We start from the raw sequence: 21,676 nt of genomic DNA, 5'->3' as shown, positions 1-21,676 counted from the left end.
GTCGTAAATCTATAACCTCCAATCTTTACTTTGTATTGAATATTGTTCAGTCCTTCGGTACATTTTCCCTACTATGACTTCTGCTGACTTCTCATCATTCGTTGTTACTACGGTAGAAATACCGCTGATGAGACCTCCCCGGGTAAGGTGTAACCCCTTTCCACTCATGTCACCGCATCATTTACTATATAGAACTCGGGTAGTATAGGACTTCATCTTGTTTAGCAGATTCATCCATTCCACATAGCCTTAGTATGATGTTTCTGTTCGTCAGTGCGAGTGTTTGCGTCCGACTTCCTTCAGATTCCACTTCACAATGGACACCCTTGTCTTTCGCTAACAGTTCCTACTACCAAGCCTGTAACGGACTTTCACCGTCAAGGTGTTACCCATGCCGGGCGCACTAAAAAATAGCTGTGAAGAAATCTATCGTCATAAATTTCTTCACAGCTAATCTTAGTATGTTTATTTTTTTACTTTTTTTAGGAGGAACTACAAAATGGCATCATTTACAGTAACAAAACGTAAAAATAAAACGACATCGTCTTGGCAATATGACGTCAAACACCCCTCTTTTAGGTCAGGAAAAAAACGAAAATCAGGATTCAAAACGAAAGCTGAAGCAGTCAATGCAGCGCAACAATTAATACGTGATTTAGAAGATGGTAATGCAATTGATGATAAAACATTTAAGGAGTATTACAATGATTGGCTTGTGATAAAAAATAAGAAAAATTTATCTGAGCGCCAATTGTAAATGGCGGTTATAAAATGTAGGAAAATGGCGGAATGAAAATGCTGTTTTTCCTACATTTTTTATTTTCTAAAATATATAATCATGTCTTAACTCAATCTTTGAATGGAGGTTGTTTGATTGAGACATGATATATACGAAGGAGTGTCATTTTACATTATGAAAGGCATAAAACCAAATTACGCTGAGCTAGGTAGACAGTATCATTGCGATCCAAGGACAGTCAAAAAATATTACGAGGCTGGGAAAGAAAATGAGTTGAAAAAATTAAAAACAAGGAAAACGACAAAGAGAGTATCAAAATTAGAACCTTATAAAACGCTCATAGACGAAAAATTAGAGTTGGGTTGTACGGCTATGGCGATTTTTAAATATATTTCTAAAAAAGGATATGAAGGCAAGTATACGATTCTTAGAGAATATTGTAAGAATAAGAAAGAGAAGGAAATTAAAAAAGCAACTATACGGGTAGAAACACGCCCTGGTATAGCTGCTCAAGTAGACTGGAAAGAAGATATGGTCATGCATGATAAATTTGGCAAACGTTATCAATTCAATATCTTTCTTTACGTTCTACACTATTCAAAAATGAAGTATATCACATTAACTTGGGATAGAAAACAAGATACACTATTTCAATGTTTGAAAGAATCATTTGAGTACACCGGGGGCGTTCCTAAGGAGATATGGTTTGATAATATGAAAACGGTCGTTGATCGTCCTAGAACGCAATATAGAAAAGTTGTATTTAACACCCTTTTCCATCAATTTAGTAAAGATGCAAACTTTGAACCCATCGCGTGTAGGCCTTATAGACCACAAACCAAGGGCTCTGTTGAATCTTTAGCTAAATTTGTGGAACAGCGTTTAAGGCCCTAAGATTATGAATTTTATGACGCTGTTGAACTTATCAGTCTTGTCAATCACTTTTGTCATGAAATGAACCATAACGAAATGTCCCAAGCAACTGACTGCTATCCCATTGATTTATTCAATTCTGAAGAAAAACATCTATTGAACCCGTTTAATATGCAGTTATTAGACACCTATGTCGAAGATGAATGCATTCGAATCGTTTCTAAAGAGTCGATGGTTAATTTTAGAAAAGGTAAATATTCAGTACCTACAAAATTCATTGGAGAGGAGGTTCAATTAATCTTTAATGAATTGACTGACGAGTTATCAATCTACTTTGATGCCGAGTTAATTAGAACGCATCATTTATCGGAAAAGAAATTCAATTATGTTACCGAAGATATGTGTGAGATCTTGAAGTCTGATGTACTCAAGCATAAAGACGATCAAGAAATTCTTAGTTATATCGAAGATTCATTATTAAAATATGACGAGGTATAGGAGAACAGATATGTATACAGACCATCAAAAACTATTAGAAAACTTTCAACAGCTCAATCTAAAAATGATTAAAGACTATTATCCGAAGTATTTAGAATCACTATCCAAGAATCAAAAATCTTTAACTGAAATTTTACTTGAGTTGACGGAAAAGGAAGTAGAATATCAAGCTGAACAAAAATTTAAACGTGCTATTCAGTTAGCACGTTTCCCTAAGATTAAATATTTAAGTGACTTTGATTTTACGTTTCAACCAAGTATTAATAAACAAGAAGTACTTACATTAAAATCCATGCATTTTCTAGAGAAGAAAGGAATAATCAATAAAACTTTAAAACAATTAAACAGAATTGAACTGCTTATCATTGATGAGATAGGCTATACACCCATCTCAAAAGAACAGGCGGATCTCTTCTATCAATTGATGTCACTCAGATATGAAATGAAATCCACAATCATAACGACGAATATCCCCTTTTCTAGTTGGGGGGATTCATTTAGTAACAAAATAGCGTCAGCAGCCATTATTGATAGACTCATTCACCATTCAAAAATATTTAAAATTACAGGGGATTCCTACCGACTTAAAGACTATAAAAGTGAAAAAAGTTTAAACATACGTCATTATTAAACCGCTAAAAAACGACATTTTCAAACCGCCATAAAACAACATTTTCAAACCGCTATTGACATCTCTATTTCCATTTGCAACAGTTGATACATAATCGTCTATGTGGTTTTTAAACTTTTGTTTTATTAAACTTTCATTTTTTTCTAAAAATCTATATGTCCGTCTATTCATTACTACTTCTCTTTTATTTTCCTCTATTTCCTGATCACTTAAAATTATCATTTTAGTTGAATCTACAGCTGGAGCAATTCTATTTTTTTCCAGATGTTTTAATCCCAATTTAAAACGTTTTGGTGTTTTTTTAGCGTTTGACCTTAAAGGTATACATATATTTTGATTGTTATACTTAAATGAATAGTAATAAGGGCGTGTTCCATTTTTATTGTGCTCTACTTCGGATTTGTTTTTAAATTTTTCACTAAAAAAAGCTTGATTTAAAGAAAAAATATCCATAATAATCCTCCAATTATATAAAAAAAGAGACGCTATGAACGTCTCTTTTTCTTAAATCAATGATTATGATATTTCAATAATCATTGATTCTTTTCGCTCTGGTATATTGTTTTATGACTGCCCCGAGTGGCCGTCTCTTGTAACTCTGGTATATTGTTTTATGACTGCCCCGAGTGGCCGTCTCTTCATTACAAAAAAATTATATCAAACCCTGTTACGTTATGCAACATTTTTATTCATCATCTGAATCCTTCTTTTTTAAATAATTATTCTTGAGTTTTGTTTATTGTATATACAGCATTCTCGTGCATCGAAAAATCACTTTACATATACTATTGTAGAAAGCTGTTTTCGAATTGGTTCATCTAATGTATTAGACAAAATGAAGTTGATATGGTAATTTATAAATAGAAAAGGCAACACACATTAAGTGCCTTGCCTTGGTGAGACCGTTAAAAAGACGGTGGATTAATATTTGGCTGTTAAATAACCATCACATTCTCCAAAGCTAGTGATGGTTATTTTTTGATTTATTATTGATTGAGACCACTTTTTCATTTTAATTTCCTCCTTACTATTTTAAGCTAATTTTGTTTTAATATATTTTGGTATTCGCTTTGTTGGATAAAGTTTATCGCTTTCTACAACTTGATATTTCCCATTGACATGATAGATTGCATGCTTACCGTCTTTTATTTTAATGAAGTTATTCCCACTCTCAAATACTGATTTGATATCTAAGGCTTTAAATTCTTCTTTAGTAACTAACATTATTTTGACCTCCATTTTTTTAATAATTTTGTTTTGTTTTCAGTTATTTATTGATTTGCTTAATCCACATAACAACAACAATAAGCATGCAGGGCGAATGTAATTCGTTCATCTTGACCCTTAGCAAGCTTATGTAGTGATTGTTTGTATATGACAATAGACATTACAATCACTTTGTTGTTATAGGATGGTGCTTAATCAATCTAACTGAAAGCAATTAAGAATTAACTGGTTACCATAACGAAAAGCACTTAGTCTATTTATTTATACATGAATTAAGTGCTTTTCAAATATTTTGTAATTTATAAAAACGCTAAAATAACATTGATGACAGTTAATATTACCATTATAACTAAAACTTTTTTTGAATCACTTTTCATCGTATCCCTCCTTTGATATAATGAAGAAAGAACACATAGGGGGGCAACCCCTATGTGTGAGAACCTATCCATGTGTAACATGAAATAAGAAGTTACAGATTGTTATTAAGTCGTATTGATAATTTTCAATACGACTTTTATTTTTTCAAACTGTTCATCTTGTTCTCGCTTCTTTCGTTCAAGTCTGTTCACCGATAACACCCCCTTTCTTTATATATTTTTTATCAGCATAGGCATCACCCCCTTTCATTAAATTTAAAAATTTTTTATTGTTTATTTACAGCTCGTTGCCAGTTCCACTCCATTTGTAACTCTCTAATCTCACAATCTAGAAAGCTTTCCATATCCCCCTCAAAAAAATAATTTGTTAAGTAGTTTAAACAAGATTCATCTTTTTCACCTGTTTCATATGCAAATATAGCTTTCACTACTTCCTTGACCTCACTATTTTCTAAAATGTTTTTAATTTCTTGATAGTTCATGGTGAACCCCTCCATTTTTTTAATAATTTGATTTTGATTTCAGTTATTTATTGATTTGCTTAATCAAAATAGCCACAAGAAGAAGCGTGCAGGGCGAATGCAATGAGTTCATCTTGACCCTTAGCGAGCTTATGTAGTGATTGTTTGTTTATGACTATAGACATTACAATCACTTTGTTGCTATACGATGGTGCTTAATCAATTTAACTGAAATCAATTAAGGATAAACTGGTTACCATAACGAAAAGCACTTAATCCTTTCAATCATCGGATGGAAGGATTAAGTGCAAATAAAAAAAGCCTCACAATGTGAGACTTTTCAATTCTTCTATATTCAATTCAGCATAATCAACATTACATGATACTAATTCATCAAAATTCAAATTTTCGGATTCTAATATCATTTCTTCTATCGATTCTAAATCTTGAATTTCTTTAATCATCATCGGTAAAGGGAGTTCATAAAAAGTGATTTCCCTAACAAGTCTAAAGTTTTTAAAGTCTAAATATACTTGAATTTCCCCTTCTCCATTTTCAAGTTCCGTATATGCAATATCGCATCTTCCTTTATTCATTAATTCATCAATGATTTCTATGACGTTTGAATTATCTCCATATTCTTTTTTCTGAAACAGTGAGATATTTTCTGCTACCTTCTTAACGTCATTTACGGAATAAATAATGAATTGTGTTGTGTTCATGCTGAACCCCTCCAGTTTTTTTAATAATTTGTTTTGATTTCAGTTATTTATTGATTTGCTTAATCCAAATAACAACAAGAAGAAGCGTGCAGGGCGAATGTAATTCGTTCATCTTGACCCTTAGCAGGCTTATGTAGTGATTGTTTGTATATGTCAATAGACATTACAATCACTTTGTTGTTATAGGATGGTGCTTAATCAATTTAACTGAAATCAATTAAGAATAAACTGGTTACTAACATTAAAAAGCACTTAATCACTTCCCCCTTTTCGAAGTGATTAAGTGCTAATAATTTTGAGTAATGGTTTGTATATTGGATTTACTGCATTGATAAATGTACTCATGCAAGCTGGCACAAGGCAACATCTAAGATCTGATGTGACTTGTGAATACTTCATAAGTACTTTGAAATGCTTATGTAAATCTAATACAAAATATTACTTGTTCAACTGGTTTCCAACTTACCGATATTGTTAAAAAATGAGGTAATTCACCTCTTGTGACTAAATTATACAAACCTTGTGACTAAATTCGCGGTTTTTATGCCTGCCATTAACCACATTGTGACCAAAAATTTTAAAAACTAAGTTAAGTATAGTTAAATTTTGTTTTCTATGTATTTAATGAAGTAGTCTCAAATACTTGATATGACAGCGTTTTGAGCTTATATGTAAAAAGAGAGCCGAAAAAGTAGTTTAAACTTTTTCGGCTCTTTACGGAGAGTGAGGGAAAACCTTTATATTGTGTTTAGCACTGAAACAGCGTGATTATCGGCTTTTCATCACTTTAACTTTGTGACTAAACTAGACAAAAATAGACTAAATTGACACGCGTTTGACACTTTCACCCCACCTATTGCAGGCGGGGTGTTTTATTATTCTTTTTCTTTCTCGAGGCGTTTTTGATAGTTGTATAAACGTATTACAGTTTTAAACTTTGATTCTAATAATTTAGTTTTACCGTTTTTTATATCCTGAATTGTTTGGTATGGTAGCTTTGTTTCTTTAGAAATCTTATAGCTTGTTTGATTCTCAAGAAGTTGTTTAACTTTTGTCAATATTTCTTTTTCCATATTTTAAAATGAACCGAGTCGATAATTAATTACTTAACATATACACAATGCCAAAGAAGCATAACAAGATTATTACTATGTTAAAGAATATCGCAATAATATCTTTCTGTTTATTTGTCATTTTTATCACCTCATTATATAATGAAGTCGAGGGGGGGGATTAACCCCCGACTATCATTTTGATTATTGTGATAAGGCTTATGAGGATAGCCATTACATTTCGCACAATTTCTGTAATGTCCTTATAACGCCTTATCTTTTTTTCTTTGAGAGCTTCCTCTCTCTCGACTCGGTTCATTTCTTCACCCCTTTCCTAATTTCTATATTCATTATATCACGAGAACCGTGACAACACAACCCCTTTTTCACTAATTTTTTGATTTTTCTCATAAAAAATACCACACCGGTTAGGGTGTGGCGGGTAAATAGGTAACCGTCGCAACAGTTGACCTCAAGTACACTCCGCAGATGTGTACCGCTATTTCAATTTAATTATAACAAAACCATTCAGTGACACGTATAGATAAATTAGAAAGGGGATATAAATTGTTGACAAAAAACTTATTATTCCTTATATTTATATAAAGGTCACGCATACAGACCTCAAAACAATAAAATACCTATAGCTCTGCCAAACTTTTATACGTGGGCAGAGCTTTTTCTGTAGACAAGGGGGAAAAAATGAAAAAAGTAGCAATAATAGTTGATGGCCAATTCTTATTACACCGAATAAGAGACGCTCAAAATACAACGCAATATCCTGATTTAAGTTCACAGTATAACTTCTTAACTAATTTGATTAATGAAAAAGAGGAAGAACTTTTTAGGATTTTTTATTATCAAGGTAGCCCAAATAAACAAACTGTTGAAAAGCCTATTTCCAAAGAGAAAATTGATTTTTCCGAATCAAAAATAAATAAATATTCTAGTGAATTGATACAAGATCTTTCGCAACTTGATTATATTGCTATGAGATTAGGAGAAACAATGTTTAGAGGCTGGAAGCTAAAAGAACCAGTATTGAAAAAGATAAGAGAAGGTACAATAAAAGATACATTAAAACTTACTGATAACGACTTTGCTCCAGATTTTCAGCAAAAAGGGGTAGATATTAAAATCGGTTTAGACGTAGCTTGGTTATCAAATAATAATATAGTTGATAGAATCTATTTAGTTACAGGCGATGCCGACTTTGTTCCGGCTTTAAAACAAGCAAGACGTGAAGGAATACAAATTAGACTAATTAAAATTGGAAACAAAAAAATTAACAGTGACTTATTGAAACATGCTGACTTTGTAAGTAAACTCTCCAATGAAGATGTTAACATTAAAAGTTCAAAAAAGTAGCGAGTTATTAGCTACTCTCACGCTTTGCTGTTTTTTCTAATTTCAGAACACAAAAAAAGAGGGTAACCATTACGGCTACCCTTTCATGTCGTGGATATACATAGTATATCATGCTTTATTTAATTGTTCCCCATAATTTGCCGACCTTACCAGTTTTAGCGTCCCATGTGCGCACTGGCATATATACCGTTTCACCCTCGAATGTTTCCCACGATACCCACACGTGACCATCAAATTTTTGGACTTCATCATACTTAATCGTTTGACCTTTTTGTAATACGCCTGCTTGTGGGTGGCCAGTCCAAGGACCTTTGTAACGCGTAACGATTCCCTCATTTGCTGTCACTGTAAATGAAGCATGTTCAGCTTTGTACCAAATACCGTCTTTATTTTGCTTCCAATCTGTTGACTTAACAACTTGTTTTGTTTCTTGTTTTTTAACTTCTTTTTTAACGTCAGATTGTTTGATAGTTTCTGCTTTGCTTACTTCTAACTTGCCACCATCATAATAATGCTTAATACGTTTAATAAAATAATCTTTCAGTTTGTTTTTATTTGCAGTAGTATATGGTGCGTTTTTACCTACATGCAATTCCCATGATCTGTGTGGGCATGAAGTACCAAAATACTGATTGTGTAAGTTAACCGTGTTTCTGTTTACTGGTAATCCGTACGATTTCATCACGTCCGCAGCTACTTTTAACGTTGCTTCTTCGTTTTCTAAAAATAACGCGTCTGAGATTCGCCCAGGATATGACTCACACACTTCAAAACCAATTAAATTAGAATTTGCCCATTGGTTACCACAATGCCATTCGATATAGTCGGTTGGGTGATACCATAAAACTTCATTACGATTCACATACACGCTTGCCCAACCATTAACGTGTGTACCGTTATTTTCACGTGCATAAAGCCAAGGTAGGTATTGACTCGGTGTCATGCTTCCATAGTCATTATGAATAACCGCCCCTTGAATACTAGGCTTCGGCGCTGTAATCTTATTACCTTTAATGTGATTTGAATAAATGTGTTTCAATTCTTTCACGCTCCCATTTTTAGATTTATCTTGTTTTGCATTTAATTTTGTAATGTCGTACTTCTCCATCGCTAATCCGCTACACACTTGAGATTTTTTATCTTTATTCGCATCTTTAGGACGTAATTGTAAATGTAAATGCGCACTCATAGGATTGTCGTAATAGTTACTGTTGCCTTGCAAACCAACAATGTCACCTTGATTCACCTTGTCACCAACAACGAAACGCATTGAACCCCTTACGAGATGCCCGTAAATCCATTCATTGCCGTTGTCATCTTTAATGACAAATGTACCGCCAAAATTACCGTAGTCATTTGCTTCCGTAACTGTTCCGCTCGTTACAGCTGGCACATCATCAGTCACGTTAGAATACACGTCAAATGCTCTATGATACCCACCGCAAAATTCATCGTAATTAATACCGTTTTCTTGATAATTGCGGTATCCATAATTTTTAGGATAGCCGTCGTATGCGCGAGGGTCAGACGATATTTTCCAACCTCTTTTAGTTAGATAGTCAATAGCTGTTAACATGCTATTTCAGCCCTTTCTCTTTCAAGTATTCCTCTTGTTCACGCGCTGACTTTTTAACGATAAATGTATTCTTCCACACGCCATACGCCACTAAAGTTAATGGCACACCTGTATTTAATACGTTAATCCACGCATCTACTGCTTGCGGATTAATCCATTCCGCACTGATTCCACTAGCTTGTAACGCCAGATATAAAGCACCTACAAAGCCACCTATTAGCGCTATAAATTGTTTGATTTTATCTTCCATATTTAATCCTCCTAAAATAAAAAGCCGACACATCAGTGCCGACCTTAAAAAAAGTAATGCGCTATGCCTAGTGCTGCCATGATAACGCCAAAAATGCCTGTAATTATCGTCGTTGTAATTTGAACATTTCCTTTTTGTTTTTCTGAGATGTCGTTTGAAATATCTTCTAACTTTTCATCGTGTGTTTGCACTTTAAATCTAATCTCCGTAAAGTCATTGCCAAATTTGAGCATTGTCTCGTTTAATGTTTCGAGGTGTTTTTCTGAGCGCTTTTGTGATTCAAATGCACTTTGTTGTAATAAAACCTGTCTATCAACTGTTTTTTCTAATTTATTCAGTGCTTCTGTGTGTTTACGATCGTTTTCATTAATCTTTTCGTAAATCTTTCCACGAGACTTTTCCCATTCGTGCCGTAACACGAATTTATCTTCTACGCTCATAAATCGCCGCACCTCCAAGAAAACCAATCGCACCACACACAACCGTTAAGACAGCAAATTGCGCCCATGTAAGCCAATTAATCGCATTGAATATACTTGCACTTGTCATCAAAAAATACATGATAGCAGTTGAAAAACCACCGAACATAAGCAAGTAATTACAGACGTTGTTATATGGTTGTTTAGGCAAAAAGAATACTGACAACATCAAAATCAACGACGCAATCATTAACAACACGCCCCAAAGCCAAATCGGCATCACTTCATTTAATTTGGTATAAAACTCGGAGTCGTTGAGCACTTCGTTTTGTTCATAAGACCAAAAAAGCGCCCTTACAAAAGTAAAAGCGCCTAAGCCGAAAATTAAAACAAATGCAATCGTTTCACTAAAAGTTTGCTTTTTCAAATAACGATACCTCCTCTATCTCTAATTTTTTAGAGGTTTATTTTGTTTCTTCTCTCGTTGATAGTTCTTCGTATTTCTGACCATCTTCTTTAAATTTTTCACGTGTCACATCTTGCTTAACATAGTATGTTTTTGTACCGTTGTTAAAAATTCCAGCAAGCATGTTTTGCATTGCACATACTTTTTTAACTTGCTCTTCGTCTTTAAACTTATACGCATTTGCAGGTGATGCACCACGAACGAAGCTGTTTGAATAGTTCTGCATTAATGCGCTTTCTTCTCCTGATTTGTTAACCTCTACTAAATAAAATTCTGTAAATTGTTCCATAATAAATTCCTCCTAAATAATTTTATATATAATAAAAACGCCTAACTTATTCGTCAGACGCTTCATTATCTGTATTCAATCTTGCTTGTGTTTCATAATTTGCCACACTTAATGTTAATTCAGCATTTTTGCTTACTAAAGTTTGAATTAAGGCATTTAAATATTTTACTTCGTTCAATAGTTGGTTTTTATCCATGTTTTCTAAATTCATTTAATCACCTCTGACAAAATATCAAATTTACTTTTCAAATCTGCAATTTCTTCTTGTAATTCCTTATTTTCTTTTGACAATTCTTGTATTCCTAAAATCGCCCATGTAGCAATTTTCTGAACACTAATCGCTTTGCCATTATTTACTGAAATAGAGGGGCTATCCTCAGCAATAAAACCAATGTCACCATCTGTATTACCCTCTTGTAAATCGCTAATATAATCGTATTTCACGGGGGTTAGTTTTTTTATTGTTTCTAATCCATCTTTTAAATCTTCGATGTTAGTTTTTAAATATCTAGAAGATGCTTTTACAAAATCTTTTGCTTGTGCAGTAATAAAAGTGTTCGATTTATATCTCGTAAACCTCACTCCTGTTTGACCTTGTAAATACGCATCTCCGTTTTCAAAAGCGACCCGTCCTACGCCAGAAATATCAAAATCCGATGCAGTAATCGATGTAAGTGATGTACCCTCAGAATTAAGTGCTTTTACTTGGTTGCCTCTTAAATGCACTTCTCCAAAAGACGATTTTAAACTTAGATGTCTATTGTTAGAAAGAATACCTAAATGCCCATGTTCAGCACCATCATAAGCTTGTAATATAATATATTGTCCACCGATACCTGCTTGAGAAGTAAACCCGCTTTGACGTTTTAAAACTAAGCTAGCACCATCATTAACAACTTCCACACCTCCGCTTAAAAATTGTGTATACCATGAATTTGAAGATTCAAAAGATAAACGATAACCTGCTTCAATCTTTAAATCTTGTCCAGAATAAACGTGCATACCTTGACCAAACACATCACTGCTATATGTTTCTTCCGCAAAAAAATCGATAAAACGGGCGCCACGCTTGTCCGGAGACATGCTGTGTATTTCCCTTTGAGTTGTTATTGTTTTATCGGTTAAAGCAAGCCAACGCTCAATATTTGTTAATTTTCGATTTCCAAATTGTTTAGAAATCAATCCTGAACGGTAAACCCCATTCCAAGATTCCGTGAAGGCTTCATAAGTAACACTACCTTGTGGAAAAGTACGTGCAAATGAACCTGTAGAACGTATTTTTCCACCACTTAAAACGGTTGATTCCCCGTCTTTTGAGCCACTTATTGTAGCACGATTTAAGTCAATGTCAGTTGCTTTTAAATACTCAATTGTAGCTTGTTTGCTAAATAGCTTATCGATATATGCATCTTTAATTGTTGTGATACCATTTTGAACGATAACATCACCGTCATTAATAACGAATTTTGAGGTGTCGAGTTTAATCCCATCAGGCCCAACCGTGTGCGATTGTATCGAACCATTTTCGTCATATGATAGCGTTAATCCTGTTGTGGTGTTTACAGTTAAATCAGCAATTACACGTGATAATGTTTTTTTACTTGCATTGAGCTCTTCTTGTGTTGCTCTTAACGCAATATCTTTACCATTTTGAGTTAAGCGTGTTTCGTGAGTTGTAAGTGTTTGATTTACTTGTTGTACTTTGCTATCTGCATATGCTTTCGCTTTGGTCTCAGCGTTAGTCGATACGGTATTAGCGTGTTGCTTAGCAAGATTTTCGGCATTATCCGCTTTAGCTTTAGCGTCTTTTTTTGCTTGTTCTAACTTCGCTTGCGCATCAGCTATCGCTCGTTGTTCCTCTGCTGAAACAATGCCATCGACATATGCTTGTGCTTCCGTTTTACGTAACGCGTCTTGTGCGTCTGCGTATGCTTTTGCGGACATTTCTGCATCAGATTGTACTTTAACAATACGTTCATTAATATCATTTTGCGATTCAGAATATGACGTTACTTTATTTCCTTGTTCTAATTTGACTTTTTTGATTTGAACTAAGGAATTAACATTCTTAGAAGTATAATAAATATTTATTTTTTTAGTTTCTCCAGTATTGAATGTGAAAGAATAACGTTTAAATTCGTTTGTTGTATTTTTATAGGTATCTCCAGTAGCAATATATTTTGAAGGATTAAACTGAGAACCATCGTCTTGTAATCGCATAATAGGTGTATATGCTACACCTTGTTCGATTCCATCGTGTGTTTTAGCATCATAACTTAATGTGTAATCAGTGTTTGGTAGCACATCAATGTTTAATTGTCTTGTAGTCCAAGCAATGCGATTATTTTCAGAGTCATAATCTAAAGAGATAAGTTCTCCGTTTGTTCTCAGCCCATACTTTTCAATAAGGTTAGTTAAAAACGGTGCTGTAAAATTTTTAGTTCCATCAAGAATATTCTCCCCACCGATACTTATTGAGTCTATCTTGCTGTTAATTTGTTGTTTAGTGTCCTCAATACCACTTTGATACTCACTAATCGTCACTCTATCACTAATCTGATTGCTTAATTGTTGTCTTTGAGAATCAGCGCTGTTTAAACGTTCAACAATACCGTTCCTATCTGTTGTATAGTCTGATTGACTTACTTTACTGTCAATTGAATCAGACATGATTTGTAGTTGTGCTTTTTGTTCATTCACTTCATTTTTTAATGGCTTTAACTGGTCGTCTAACGTGCGTTGTACGTCCTCTTTTGTTGCTGTGAGTAGTAAACTATCTTGTAACACTTTAATGCTGTTTTCAGCTTCTGTCGTGCGTATTTTGATAGGTTCTAATCTGTCATTAATCGATTCGGTGTAAGGTGTTGCCTTAGTACCTCGTTCGAGTTTAAAATTTGTTATTTCTACTAAGTTCGAACTTATTGGATATTTAAGCGTACCGTCGTCAGTGTAAAAACCTGCATAAGCAACGAATCTATGGTCTGTTATTACAGGCGCTACAAATGTGCGAGTATACTTGATTTTATTTCCAATCGTCCTCTCAACATCTTGATAAGACATAATTCTATCTTTAGCAACTGAACTGCTATAAAAAATAATCCCGTGTTTTTTAGTATAAGGGACCTCTTTTTCAGATAGTCCTACAATTTCCATTTCATAAGAATATGTGTAGGTTTCGCCTGGGATTAATATGGTTTTTAGATAATCAGCGGTATATAATTTTGTAGCATAGTATTCTCCTTGAAAAGATTTTGTTGAAACGATGTCTTTATTTATAGAAACCGGACGGCTTGAGTTATACGAATCAAGCAAATTCACACCGTCACCTAAACCATCAATTTTTTCATTAACAGAATGAACTGACAATGTAATTTCATCTTTTAACTGTAACAACTCTGCGTCGACTTGATTTTTTAAAAGCTGATTAGCGCCGTTAATTTGAGATGCAAAAGTTTCTTGTAGTCCGATTTCAAGTTCGTTTAAACGTTCCTCATTCGGGATATCTCCAGTCAGCTGACCTGTTTCAGCGTTCCAGTTGCCACCTGGTAAAGCACTTGCAATTTTCTCCATAGCTTCGTTGTATTTCTCATCTGTATATTGTGATTGCAAAAGTTTAAAACGCTCATCAATCGCGATTTTTGCGTTTTCAATCGTGTTGTATAATGCTTGCATTTTTTCGCGATATTGAAGAAATAGCGCTTGTGTATCAACAAGTTTTCCGATTGTGGCCGTTTCACTCGTCATACTATCTAAACTCTGCTTAATCTCGTTGAATACACCAATTGTATCGTTCAATTTGCTATTTACTTTTGCTTTTATGTCGGTATCAACAAGATATTCAGATTCTAAAACGTCAGACACTTCATGTATCAGTCGACTATGTTGTATCGTTAAGTTTACGAATGTATTACTTAATTCACTATATAGTGCTTGCTCACGAGTAACAGCGCCAACATCAGAAGCATTTTCAGCTGATGACTTAATCCATTCACCGTTCCAGTAACGACGTAATACAGCTACTTTAGGATTACTTGTGTCTAACCAAAGTAAGTCATTAACTGGTTTTTCTGGTGGTGTATCGCCTTTTAATATCTTACGTTCAAAATACTGTAATTCGCCTTCGATCGATTCTTTAACAATTGTATTAACGTTTGATAAACCATCGCTTAACTTTTGTCGAATAGCGTCTATTTTTCTGTCGAATGAGCTTCTTAAATCACTTTCTTTAAATTCTTTATACGTACCGAAGCCATACGTCACATCTTTGCTGATTAAGTCATATTCTTCTGATATAACTTCAGCTTCTACATAAAGAGGTGGTGTGAAATCTCGGTTTTTAATACGTACTAAGTCACCTAGATTAACGATTTCGTGTTTATACTCTTTTTCAATATCTATTGCAGTTACTTCATAACTGATGCCCTCTGACTTACGTTTATTGAGTTCTGTTGTACCTAAAGTTCGCAAACGTTTTTCAGTCATGTTCTGGTCTTCTGTTTCAGGTTCGTATATTCCCCAATTATATCGACCAGGTAAGCCGTATTTCGCTTGAGATTCGTCATCTTTAACGACTAATTCAACACGCTTTTTTCCCTCTTCGGGTTCGGGACCAACACACAACAATGCTGTCTTGATTTCTGAGAAGTCGACAATACGTTTTAAACCTGTTAAGTCTTTGCCGTATGTTATTTCTTTGCCTTTAAATAAAGGATTGCGTTTCCGTAGTACGACAAGACGTTTGTCTACGCGATTCGAACCAACTTCTATATAAAAGTCTGCCATCATGCCATATGTCGTACACAATTGAAGCAACACGTCATAACGTGTCTGATAAGATGTCCATGATGTTGTACGTAATCCACCATATTCAGTAGCGTCAGACACTTCCCAACCCGTATCTTTCAATACATCGGATAACGCTTGTTTTGTTGTCATCTTTTCTAGTTTACCAGGTGTATACGGACGTGCTTTCGTTATATCTTCAAGATATGACGCGACCGTTTCAACCTCAGTATAACCGTCTATATCGGCCGAAATTCTGTCGATAATGAATTCACGGTATTGTCCGTTTTTATCTTGTATGATAATCCGATTACGCTCTTGCATGTGAGTTGTACGTTCAGATAAAATCGTAAAATCAAACGTTTCCATACGTTCGTTAATATCACGTTTATGCACCGCTTGAATTACCGCACTATCTGATTGTGATATAAAATCAACGATTTCACCTTTGAAATTCATTACATGAATCAATGTATAACCTCCTTTCTATAAGAATCTGTCTTGCCATTTCACAGTTGTATCAAAAATTCCAGGCGGATTAATAACGAGTTCTGTATGTCCTTTATCAACATTGAAATAATTACTACCAAACATTTTTTCGGACAAGAACGACTCTTCGTTGACAAGTACATTTTGTGTATGAGTATCAATTCTTATTAGATCGCCTTTCTTTATAATCATGTCACGAGCACTTGGGGGTTTAGGTAGTTTTTGATAAAGATAAATGCCTAAAGGATGCATTCTCATCATACGTGGTGATGCTCCATTTTTAGCTTCATAAACACCAATTGATGCTACAGGACGTTGATAAAAATTTCCTGAATCTGTATACGTTTTATCGGCAATTTGTAGTGGTTTGGTACGATTAGCGTCTTTTTCATGATGATATAACCACACCTTTATTCTGAAATTGGTGGAGATACGTTCTAATGACATATATATAATTAACGTTTCCATTTTATTAACGAGAGGTACGTTTCTTGCTTCAAAAATTTTAATCATGTCACCGCTCTGATTAAACAAACTAACTATAAATTTACCATTAGCCGACGTCTCAGCAGAATTTAAATAGCCTAGTACAGCTATTAAACGGTTATCGGTGTCGTAAATGTGGTAAGCTATCTTACCAGCCCCTTTAATTTTTTGATAAATTATCCCTTTAACAATTATCTTAAAATCGATAAGGCTTTTAGAAAAACCTTTTTTATACTGCGCTCCGACCCAATCTTTACCTTCGGGAAAACTTGCTAATTCAAAGCCTTCTTTATTTTTTTCAAGCTTATATGTGCCTCCAACAATGCCACCTAAAATATTATCGACGATGTTACCATTTGCTATCCTTGTCCAACCGTTTAAAGTTTTGAATTCATCCTCCAAAATCAAAGGCGAATAATCTTTTAACGGCTTATCTAAGTCGTCATCACCAATCATGAAATAATCCTCGTCGCCTTTTGAAATCATAAAATAATTGGAATTCTGTAACGCTCTTGCTTCCACAATAATTGGTGTGTCTGTCGTTCCAGAATTAACTACTGAAACGGCGTCGCTAATCGCTGTGTTTTGACTTCCTTCAACAGCATATTTGTATGGATCAGCGAGAACGACTTTGATTGTTACAACATTAATATTGTTTTCAGTTTTACTGTTTATTTCTAATGGACCCTCAAAGTAAACGTTCCAGTACCATTTTTTTGATTTAAATTGGAGTTTTACAGATTTATCAAAATCGAAAAACTCAACTAATTCACTTAAAATATCGTCATGCGATTTTATGCCGCTATGAGCAAGATAATCATTGTGTATGACTAACGGCAAATCAAATCTATGTTCTGATAATTCCCTAGATTTGAACACACTGCCTGCTCGTCCACTTACTGCATCTGTTTTCACTTCATAATTAAAAGAGGGTATTTTAAACCCTCTTTGTACATAAAGCCACGGAAGTGACTTACCATTAACTAAAATTGTGTCATTCATTAAATTAAAGCACCTCCGCCATATCTACCTTTACGTGACTTATCACGTTCACGCTTATCCATTATTACATTGATAAAGTCTTTCAATCCGAAATTGTCAATAATAGGAGTATAGTCTTTGTCTGCGATTTCCTCATTACTTCCGACTAGCTTAATCAGTAAGCCAATCATAGTATCTAGCTTGCTTTCAAGTTTACTGTTACTGTCGTTGTCATTTCCGATAGTAGTGTTATTAAAGTTTTTCGGACGTTTATTTTTGCTAATATCCTTACTAGCTAACGCTAATAATTTTGCTGCGTCACTAGCACGTGATGGATCAGTTGGAATAATCCATTCGGGGTAACCTTCTTCTCCTAATTGATATAATCCTTTGTGAACTAATCCACCTGTCGCGTAAGCATAGTCACCAGCGCGTTTGAATCCACCCCAACCATAACGAGCAACGATATATCGCATTGCTGAGATTGCTTGATGCAATGGATTGCTAAAATTATTGTAACCAGGTTTTGCATTAGCACGGAATGTACTTCCAATAATTTGGAACAACCCACGTGATGGATCGCCACGTAAAGCATTGATATCCCAGTTGTTTACTACGTTAGGTTGATAGTTTGACTCACGTTTAGCCACACGCATCATTTGTTCGTGAATGTAACGTGACTTATATCGACCACCAAGAATACTCTGCGCTTGACTGATAACACGACTTGCATATGCTGCACCTGAGCCGGCAGGATAACCTTTACCGCCACCCATGCCACCTAATTTACCTTTCCGTTTTGCTTCTCTCAAAATAGGCTCAGGGTCAATGTCTCTTCCGTTTTTTCTAATACCGAAATGCAAGTGTGGCCCTGTACTAAAACCTGTATTACCAGTTAAACCGATAACGTCACCAGCTTTGACAGTTTTTCCACTTGCTGGTGTTTTGCTGAAGTTTTTGAGGTGAGCAAAGATTAATTCCATTGCTCCACCAATAACTTTAACCCAGTTACCATATCCGCCTGGCATAAATGCTTGTCTAGCCACACGTCCGCCCATAGGTGTACGTACAGTTTGATAAACAAACGGGAAGTCGACACCTTCATGGAAAGGACGACCAGTTGCAGCTGTGTACGCAGCAGTATGACCATAATGGTAATTGATTTTATCAGGGTCTAAAACACCACCGACAAACTCTCCGCCTATTGAGTTGAAGCCTTCTTCAATCCATTTCGTTGCTGCCTTTTTAATATTTTTCCAAGCACCGCGAGTAATGTCGCCAACAATGCCCATGCCTTTAGTAATGGAATCGAAGTTAATACCTAAACCACTTAACACTTTATTTAGTAGTTTTCCTGGATTGTCAATGAAGTCCATAACGTCACCGATTTTATCTGTAATCCATTTACTTACATCTCCAACCTTGCCACCAATAAAGCTCGCCTTTTCTGACAACCAGTTTTTAGCATTACCGAACCAAGTACCTATATTTAATTTAGGTATACCAGTCATACCTTGTCTTTGACTACCACTAATAACGCGTGACCCTTTAGGAAGCCATGTCGTTGTATCTTTTGCAGGTGTGAGTACTGTGCGTCCATTCGGATATTGAATCAACTCGCGTCGACCATCAATACCTTTACCATTTCCTCGACCTCTGTCACCTACAACTGCCATAGTACCTTCTTTTAATCGTCCGTCATGAGTTGTTTTGACGTGTCTGTTAATACGTTGTGTACCGGTTGACAATCTAGGTATCTTAGGTAGACTTAAATGTTTACCAATACCATTTAGACCATCAATCAAACCATTTATCCCTTTTTTAACGGCACCTGTCATACCACCTATATGGTCTTTAATTTTTCCTATGATATTACGTAAACCATCAGACATATTATTAAAAGTTCGTCGCACCGAACCCCATAATTTTGAGACAATATCAGTTACGGATTTTCTAATGGAGCGCCACTTATCAACTATCGAATTTCTGACGCGATCAAAAATATTGCGTGTCCCGCTATATAAATTGTTAAAAATTCCTTTGATTCGAGACCACATATTCGATACTGTGTCAACAACCCTATTCCTTAACGATGACCACAAATTCGTTAACCATTTTTTCAGATTATTAAAAGTATTGCGAGAACCTTTATATAAAGAATTCCAGATATTTCGTATTCGAGACCAAAGCGATTTTACTATATTCACCACTGAATCACGAATCGAACTCCATATATTTTTTATAAAATTAGAAAGTTTACCGAAAATATTACGTGTGAATGAAGAAATTTTTCCAAAAATATTGCTAACTATCGACCAAATAAATTTAAGTGATGATGTTACAATATTTTTTGCGCCTTTGAATAGAGCACTGAATGCACCTTTAAACAATCCTGCAAATACTTTTACCACTTTGAGAATCTTACCTATTAACCATAATTGAATCAAATTCCAAATTAGCGTTAATGCACCACTGAAAATCTGTTTGACACCGGACCATGCTTTGCCCCATTGACCTGTAAAAATGCCACTAAAAACTTTAACAATACCCAATATAACGTCTAATGCGCCTTTTATAATCCCCTTGATATTATTCCAAGTATCCACAATCAATGTCTTTATAAGTGGCCATAAAAATTTCATGACACTCCAAATAATCTGCATTGCTATTTTGATTGTCGGCACAATTACATTCATGAATACCGTTTTAACTAAAGTACCTAATTCACGTAAATTAGGACCTATTAAATTTTTAAGTTCAACAAAGAAACCTTTAAAAAAGTTGCCAATATTCACGAATGCTTGAATTAGATCATCACCATTTTCTTTCCAGAAAGAAGTAAGTTTTCGACCTATTTCCTGACCAAAATTCCATATATCACTGAATGCGTTGATGAATGTTTGTCTCACTTGCATTAAAGTTGCTGAGACTTTGGTTGCTGTTTCTTTAGGCATGATTTTGGATAGTAAATCGACTGTAGGTAAGGAATTTCCTGAGAAGAGATTTTTCAATGAATCAAAAACGTTTTTTGCTACATTCCAAAGACCTTTGAAACCTGAAACAACTGGATTGATTACTTTATTTACAATGCTTCTGAATGTTTCAGATTTTTTATAAGCAATAACGAACGCTGTACCGATAGCAAAAATTGCGGAAATTGCTAATCCGACTGGACCAAGCATAAATTTAAACGCACCGCCGACAAGCGTTAAACCTTTCGCTGCTAATGGCGCTTTGGTACCTAATAAAGCCATAACTCCGCCCGCTTTAGACACCGCTAACATCGCAGGTCCTACAACACCTGCGATACTTCCTATTGCTGAAGTGAATAAACCAGTTGCTAGAATGACCGGTCCTAATGCAGCTGCAAACAAACCAAAACCAACAACTGCCGTTTTTACAAAACCAGGCATATTAGTAAAGTTTGTTGCTAATGCTGCTAAAAGGTCAGCTAATCTACGTATATGAGGGGCTAACACATCACCAATACTAATCGCGAGTGACTCAAAAGCTGATTTCATCTTTCGAATAGAGCCACCAATACCGCCTTCCATTTCATCGGACATTCGTTTAGATGCACCTGTTGAATTATCGATAGACTTCGTCAATTTTTTGTAATCCTCATCAGAAGCATTAATAACAGCTAATGCACCACTCATCGCTTCCTTACCGAAAATCGTAGCTGCTGCGCTTGCTTGTTGGTCTTTAGACAAGCCTTTAAACTTACCACGCAATTGATCCATAACGTCGCGCATAGGTAACATGTTACCTTGACTGTCTGTAATGGATATACCTAACTCGTCCATTTGGTTTTTCATCGCTTTTGTAGGTTTTGCTAGGTTAGTAAACATAGTACGTAATGCTGTACCTGCTTTTTCACCTTTAATCAACAGTTATTTATAGGAGTTTACCCTATAATCTCAAAGTTTCCTTTGAGTGTCGGACTATATCTTTATCCTAATAGGATAATCGGCGCTCGTGAAAGTATTA

At 34.9% G+C, this 21,676-nt stretch carries 17 protein-coding genes and 2 pseudogenes; 5 read left to right on the top strand and 14 right to left on the bottom strand.

Features of this window, described 5'->3' with window-relative positions; translation table 11 throughout:
- Positions 1-499: 499 nt before the first annotated feature.
- The 4 genes and pseudogenes from GZH82_RS05760 to GZH82_RS05750 form a co-directional block, all read left to right on the top strand.
- Positions 500-751, top strand: a pseudogene (locus tag GZH82_RS05760) (Arm DNA-binding domain-containing protein); the annotation flags it as partial.
- Between the two features lie 162 nt (positions 752-913).
- Positions 914-1,633, top strand: coding sequence for an IS21 family transposase (istA, locus tag GZH82_RS14240; protein WP_238989581.1), 720 nt, complete (start codon positions 914-916; stop codon positions 1,631-1,633).
- A 75-nt stretch (positions 1,634-1,708) separates the two neighbouring features.
- A complete protein-coding gene (locus GZH82_RS14235; protein WP_238989580.1) occupies positions 1,709-2,110 on the top strand; it encodes a Mu transposase domain-containing protein in 402 nt (133 codons plus the stop codon).
- Positions 2,111-2,120: 10 nt separating this feature from the next.
- Positions 2,121-2,741: an ATP-binding protein gene (locus GZH82_RS05750; protein WP_162681672.1), complete on the top strand. Its 621-nt coding sequence runs from the start codon at positions 2,121-2,123 to the stop codon at positions 2,739-2,741.
- Here GZH82_RS05750 and GZH82_RS05745 read toward each other — a convergent pair.
- The 5 genes from GZH82_RS05745 to GZH82_RS05725 form a co-directional block, all read right to left on the bottom strand.
- Positions 2,721-3,194, bottom strand: a complete 474-nt coding sequence (locus GZH82_RS05745; RefSeq protein ID WP_162680747.1) for a hypothetical protein — start codon at positions 3,192-3,194, stop codon at positions 2,721-2,723. The genes GZH82_RS05750 and GZH82_RS05745 overlap by 21 nt on opposite strands.
- Before the next feature lie 579 nt (positions 3,195-3,773).
- Positions 3,774-3,965 carry a hypothetical protein gene (locus GZH82_RS05740; RefSeq protein ID WP_162681671.1) on the bottom strand — a complete coding sequence of 64 codons (192 nt, stop codon included), beginning with the start codon at positions 3,963-3,965 and terminating at the stop codon, positions 3,774-3,776.
- A 646-nt stretch (positions 3,966-4,611) separates the two neighbouring features.
- Positions 4,612-4,827: a hypothetical protein gene (locus tag GZH82_RS05735; RefSeq protein WP_162681670.1), complete on the bottom strand. Its 216-nt coding sequence runs from the start codon at positions 4,825-4,827 to the stop codon at positions 4,612-4,614.
- A gap of 302 nt (positions 4,828-5,129) precedes the next feature.
- Complete coding sequence (locus GZH82_RS05730) at positions 5,130-5,528, bottom strand: hypothetical protein (protein WP_162681669.1); 399 nt, start codon at positions 5,526-5,528, stop codon at positions 5,130-5,132.
- An 875-nt stretch (positions 5,529-6,403) separates the two neighbouring features.
- Positions 6,404-6,601: a hypothetical protein gene (locus tag GZH82_RS05725; RefSeq protein ID WP_162681668.1), complete on the bottom strand. Its 198-nt coding sequence runs from the start codon at positions 6,599-6,601 to the stop codon at positions 6,404-6,406.
- 681 nt (positions 6,602-7,282) lie between these two features.
- Here GZH82_RS05725 and GZH82_RS05720 point away from each other — a divergent pair.
- Complete coding sequence (locus GZH82_RS05720) at positions 7,283-7,948, top strand: NYN domain-containing protein (RefSeq protein ID WP_162681667.1); 666 nt, start codon at positions 7,283-7,285, stop codon at positions 7,946-7,948.
- A gap of 115 nt (positions 7,949-8,063) precedes the next feature.
- Here GZH82_RS05720 and GZH82_RS05715 read toward each other — a convergent pair whose 3' ends face one another.
- From GZH82_RS05715 to GZH82_RS05670, 9 genes and pseudogenes are all read right to left on the bottom strand, one after another.
- A complete protein-coding gene (locus tag GZH82_RS05715) occupies positions 8,064-9,524 on the bottom strand; it encodes an SH3 domain-containing protein (RefSeq protein ID WP_162681666.1) in 1,461 nt (486 codons plus the stop codon).
- Between the two features lies 1 nt (position 9,525).
- Positions 9,526-9,774 carry a phage holin gene (locus GZH82_RS05710; protein ID WP_020219676.1) on the bottom strand — a complete coding sequence of 83 codons (249 nt, stop codon included), beginning with the start codon at positions 9,772-9,774 and terminating at the stop codon, positions 9,526-9,528.
- A gap of 44 nt (positions 9,775-9,818) precedes the next feature.
- Positions 9,819-10,214, bottom strand: a complete 396-nt coding sequence (locus tag GZH82_RS05705; protein ID WP_162681665.1) for a hypothetical protein — start codon at positions 10,212-10,214, stop codon at positions 9,819-9,821.
- The gene (locus GZH82_RS05700; RefSeq protein ID WP_162681664.1) at positions 10,198-10,620 is read right to left on the bottom strand and encodes a hypothetical protein; all 423 of its coding nucleotides are present in this window, start codon (positions 10,618-10,620) and stop codon (positions 10,198-10,200) included. Before GZH82_RS05700 ends, GZH82_RS05705 begins: the two co-directional genes overlap by 17 nt.
- A 37-nt stretch (positions 10,621-10,657) precedes the next feature.
- A complete protein-coding gene (locus GZH82_RS05695) occupies positions 10,658-10,948 on the bottom strand; it encodes a hypothetical protein (protein ID WP_162681663.1) in 291 nt (96 codons plus the stop codon).
- A 46-nt stretch (positions 10,949-10,994) separates the two neighbouring features.
- Entirely contained in the window at positions 10,995-11,144 is a 150-nt protein-coding gene (locus GZH82_RS05690) for a hypothetical protein (protein WP_162680746.1), read from the bottom strand.
- Between the two features lie 11 nt (positions 11,145-11,155).
- Positions 11,156-16,201 carry a phage tail spike protein gene (locus tag GZH82_RS14230; RefSeq protein ID WP_238989658.1) on the bottom strand — a complete coding sequence of 1,682 codons (5,046 nt, stop codon included), beginning with the start codon at positions 16,199-16,201 and terminating at the stop codon, positions 11,156-11,158.
- A 15-nt stretch (positions 16,202-16,216) separates the two neighbouring features.
- The gene (locus GZH82_RS05675; protein WP_162681662.1) at positions 16,217-17,707 is read right to left on the bottom strand and encodes a phage distal tail protein; all 1,491 of its coding nucleotides are present in this window, start codon (positions 17,705-17,707) and stop codon (positions 16,217-16,219) included.
- Positions 17,707-21,573 (bottom strand): annotated as a pseudogene (locus GZH82_RS05670) (phage tail tape measure protein); the annotation flags it as partial. The gene GZH82_RS05675 and the pseudogene GZH82_RS05670, both read right to left, overlap by 1 nt.
- Between the last annotated feature and the right edge of the window lie 103 nt (positions 21,574-21,676).

This window comes from Staphylococcus sp. MI 10-1553 (genome assembly GCF_010365305.1).
In the GTDB taxonomy this organism is placed as follows: domain Bacteria; phylum Bacillota; class Bacilli; order Staphylococcales; family Staphylococcaceae; genus Staphylococcus.
This window is presented reverse-complemented; position numbering and strand designations above follow the sequence as displayed.

Coding starts and splice junctions, on each gene's coding strand:
- GZH82_RS05720 (WP_162681667.1), top strand. CDS start 7,283: ATGAAAAAAGTAGCAATAATAGTTGATGGCCAATTCTTATTACACCGA.
- GZH82_RS05695 (WP_162681663.1), bottom strand. CDS start 10,948: ATGGAACAATTTACAGAATTTTATTTAGTAGAGGTTAACAAATCAGGA.
- GZH82_RS14235 (WP_238989580.1), top strand. CDS start 1,709: ATGTCCCAAGCAACTGACTGCTATCCCATTGATTTATTCAATTCTGAA.
- GZH82_RS05705 (WP_162681665.1), bottom strand. CDS start 10,214: ATGAGCGTAGAAGATAAATTCGTGTTACGGCACGAATGGGAAAAGTCT.
- GZH82_RS05730 (WP_162681669.1), bottom strand. CDS start 5,528: ATGAACACAACACAATTCATTATTTATTCCGTAAATGACGTTAAGAAG.
- istA (WP_238989581.1), top strand. CDS start 914: ATGAAAGGCATAAAACCAAATTACGCTGAGCTAGGTAGACAGTATCAT.
- GZH82_RS05675 (WP_162681662.1), bottom strand. CDS start 17,707: ATGAATGACACAATTTTAGTTAATGGTAAGTCACTTCCGTGGCTTTAT.
- GZH82_RS05750 (WP_162681672.1), top strand. CDS start 2,121: ATGTATACAGACCATCAAAAACTATTAGAAAACTTTCAACAGCTCAAT.
- GZH82_RS05740 (WP_162681671.1), bottom strand. CDS start 3,965: ATGTTAGTTACTAAAGAAGAATTTAAAGCCTTAGATATCAAATCAGTA.
- GZH82_RS05735 (WP_162681670.1), bottom strand. CDS start 4,827: ATGAACTATCAAGAAATTAAAAACATTTTAGAAAATAGTGAGGTCAAG.
- GZH82_RS05690 (WP_162680746.1), bottom strand. CDS start 11,144: ATGGATAAAAACCAACTATTGAACGAAGTAAAATATTTAAATGCCTTA.
- GZH82_RS05745 (WP_162680747.1), bottom strand. CDS start 3,194: ATGGATATTTTTTCTTTAAATCAAGCTTTTTTTAGTGAAAAATTTAAA.
- GZH82_RS05710 (WP_020219676.1), bottom strand. CDS start 9,774: ATGGAAGATAAAATCAAACAATTTATAGCGCTAATAGGTGGCTTTGTA.
- GZH82_RS05725 (WP_162681668.1), bottom strand. CDS start 6,601: ATGGAAAAAGAAATATTGACAAAAGTTAAACAACTTCTTGAGAATCAA.
- GZH82_RS05715 (WP_162681666.1), bottom strand. CDS start 9,524: ATGTTAACAGCTATTGACTATCTAACTAAAAGAGGTTGGAAAATATCG.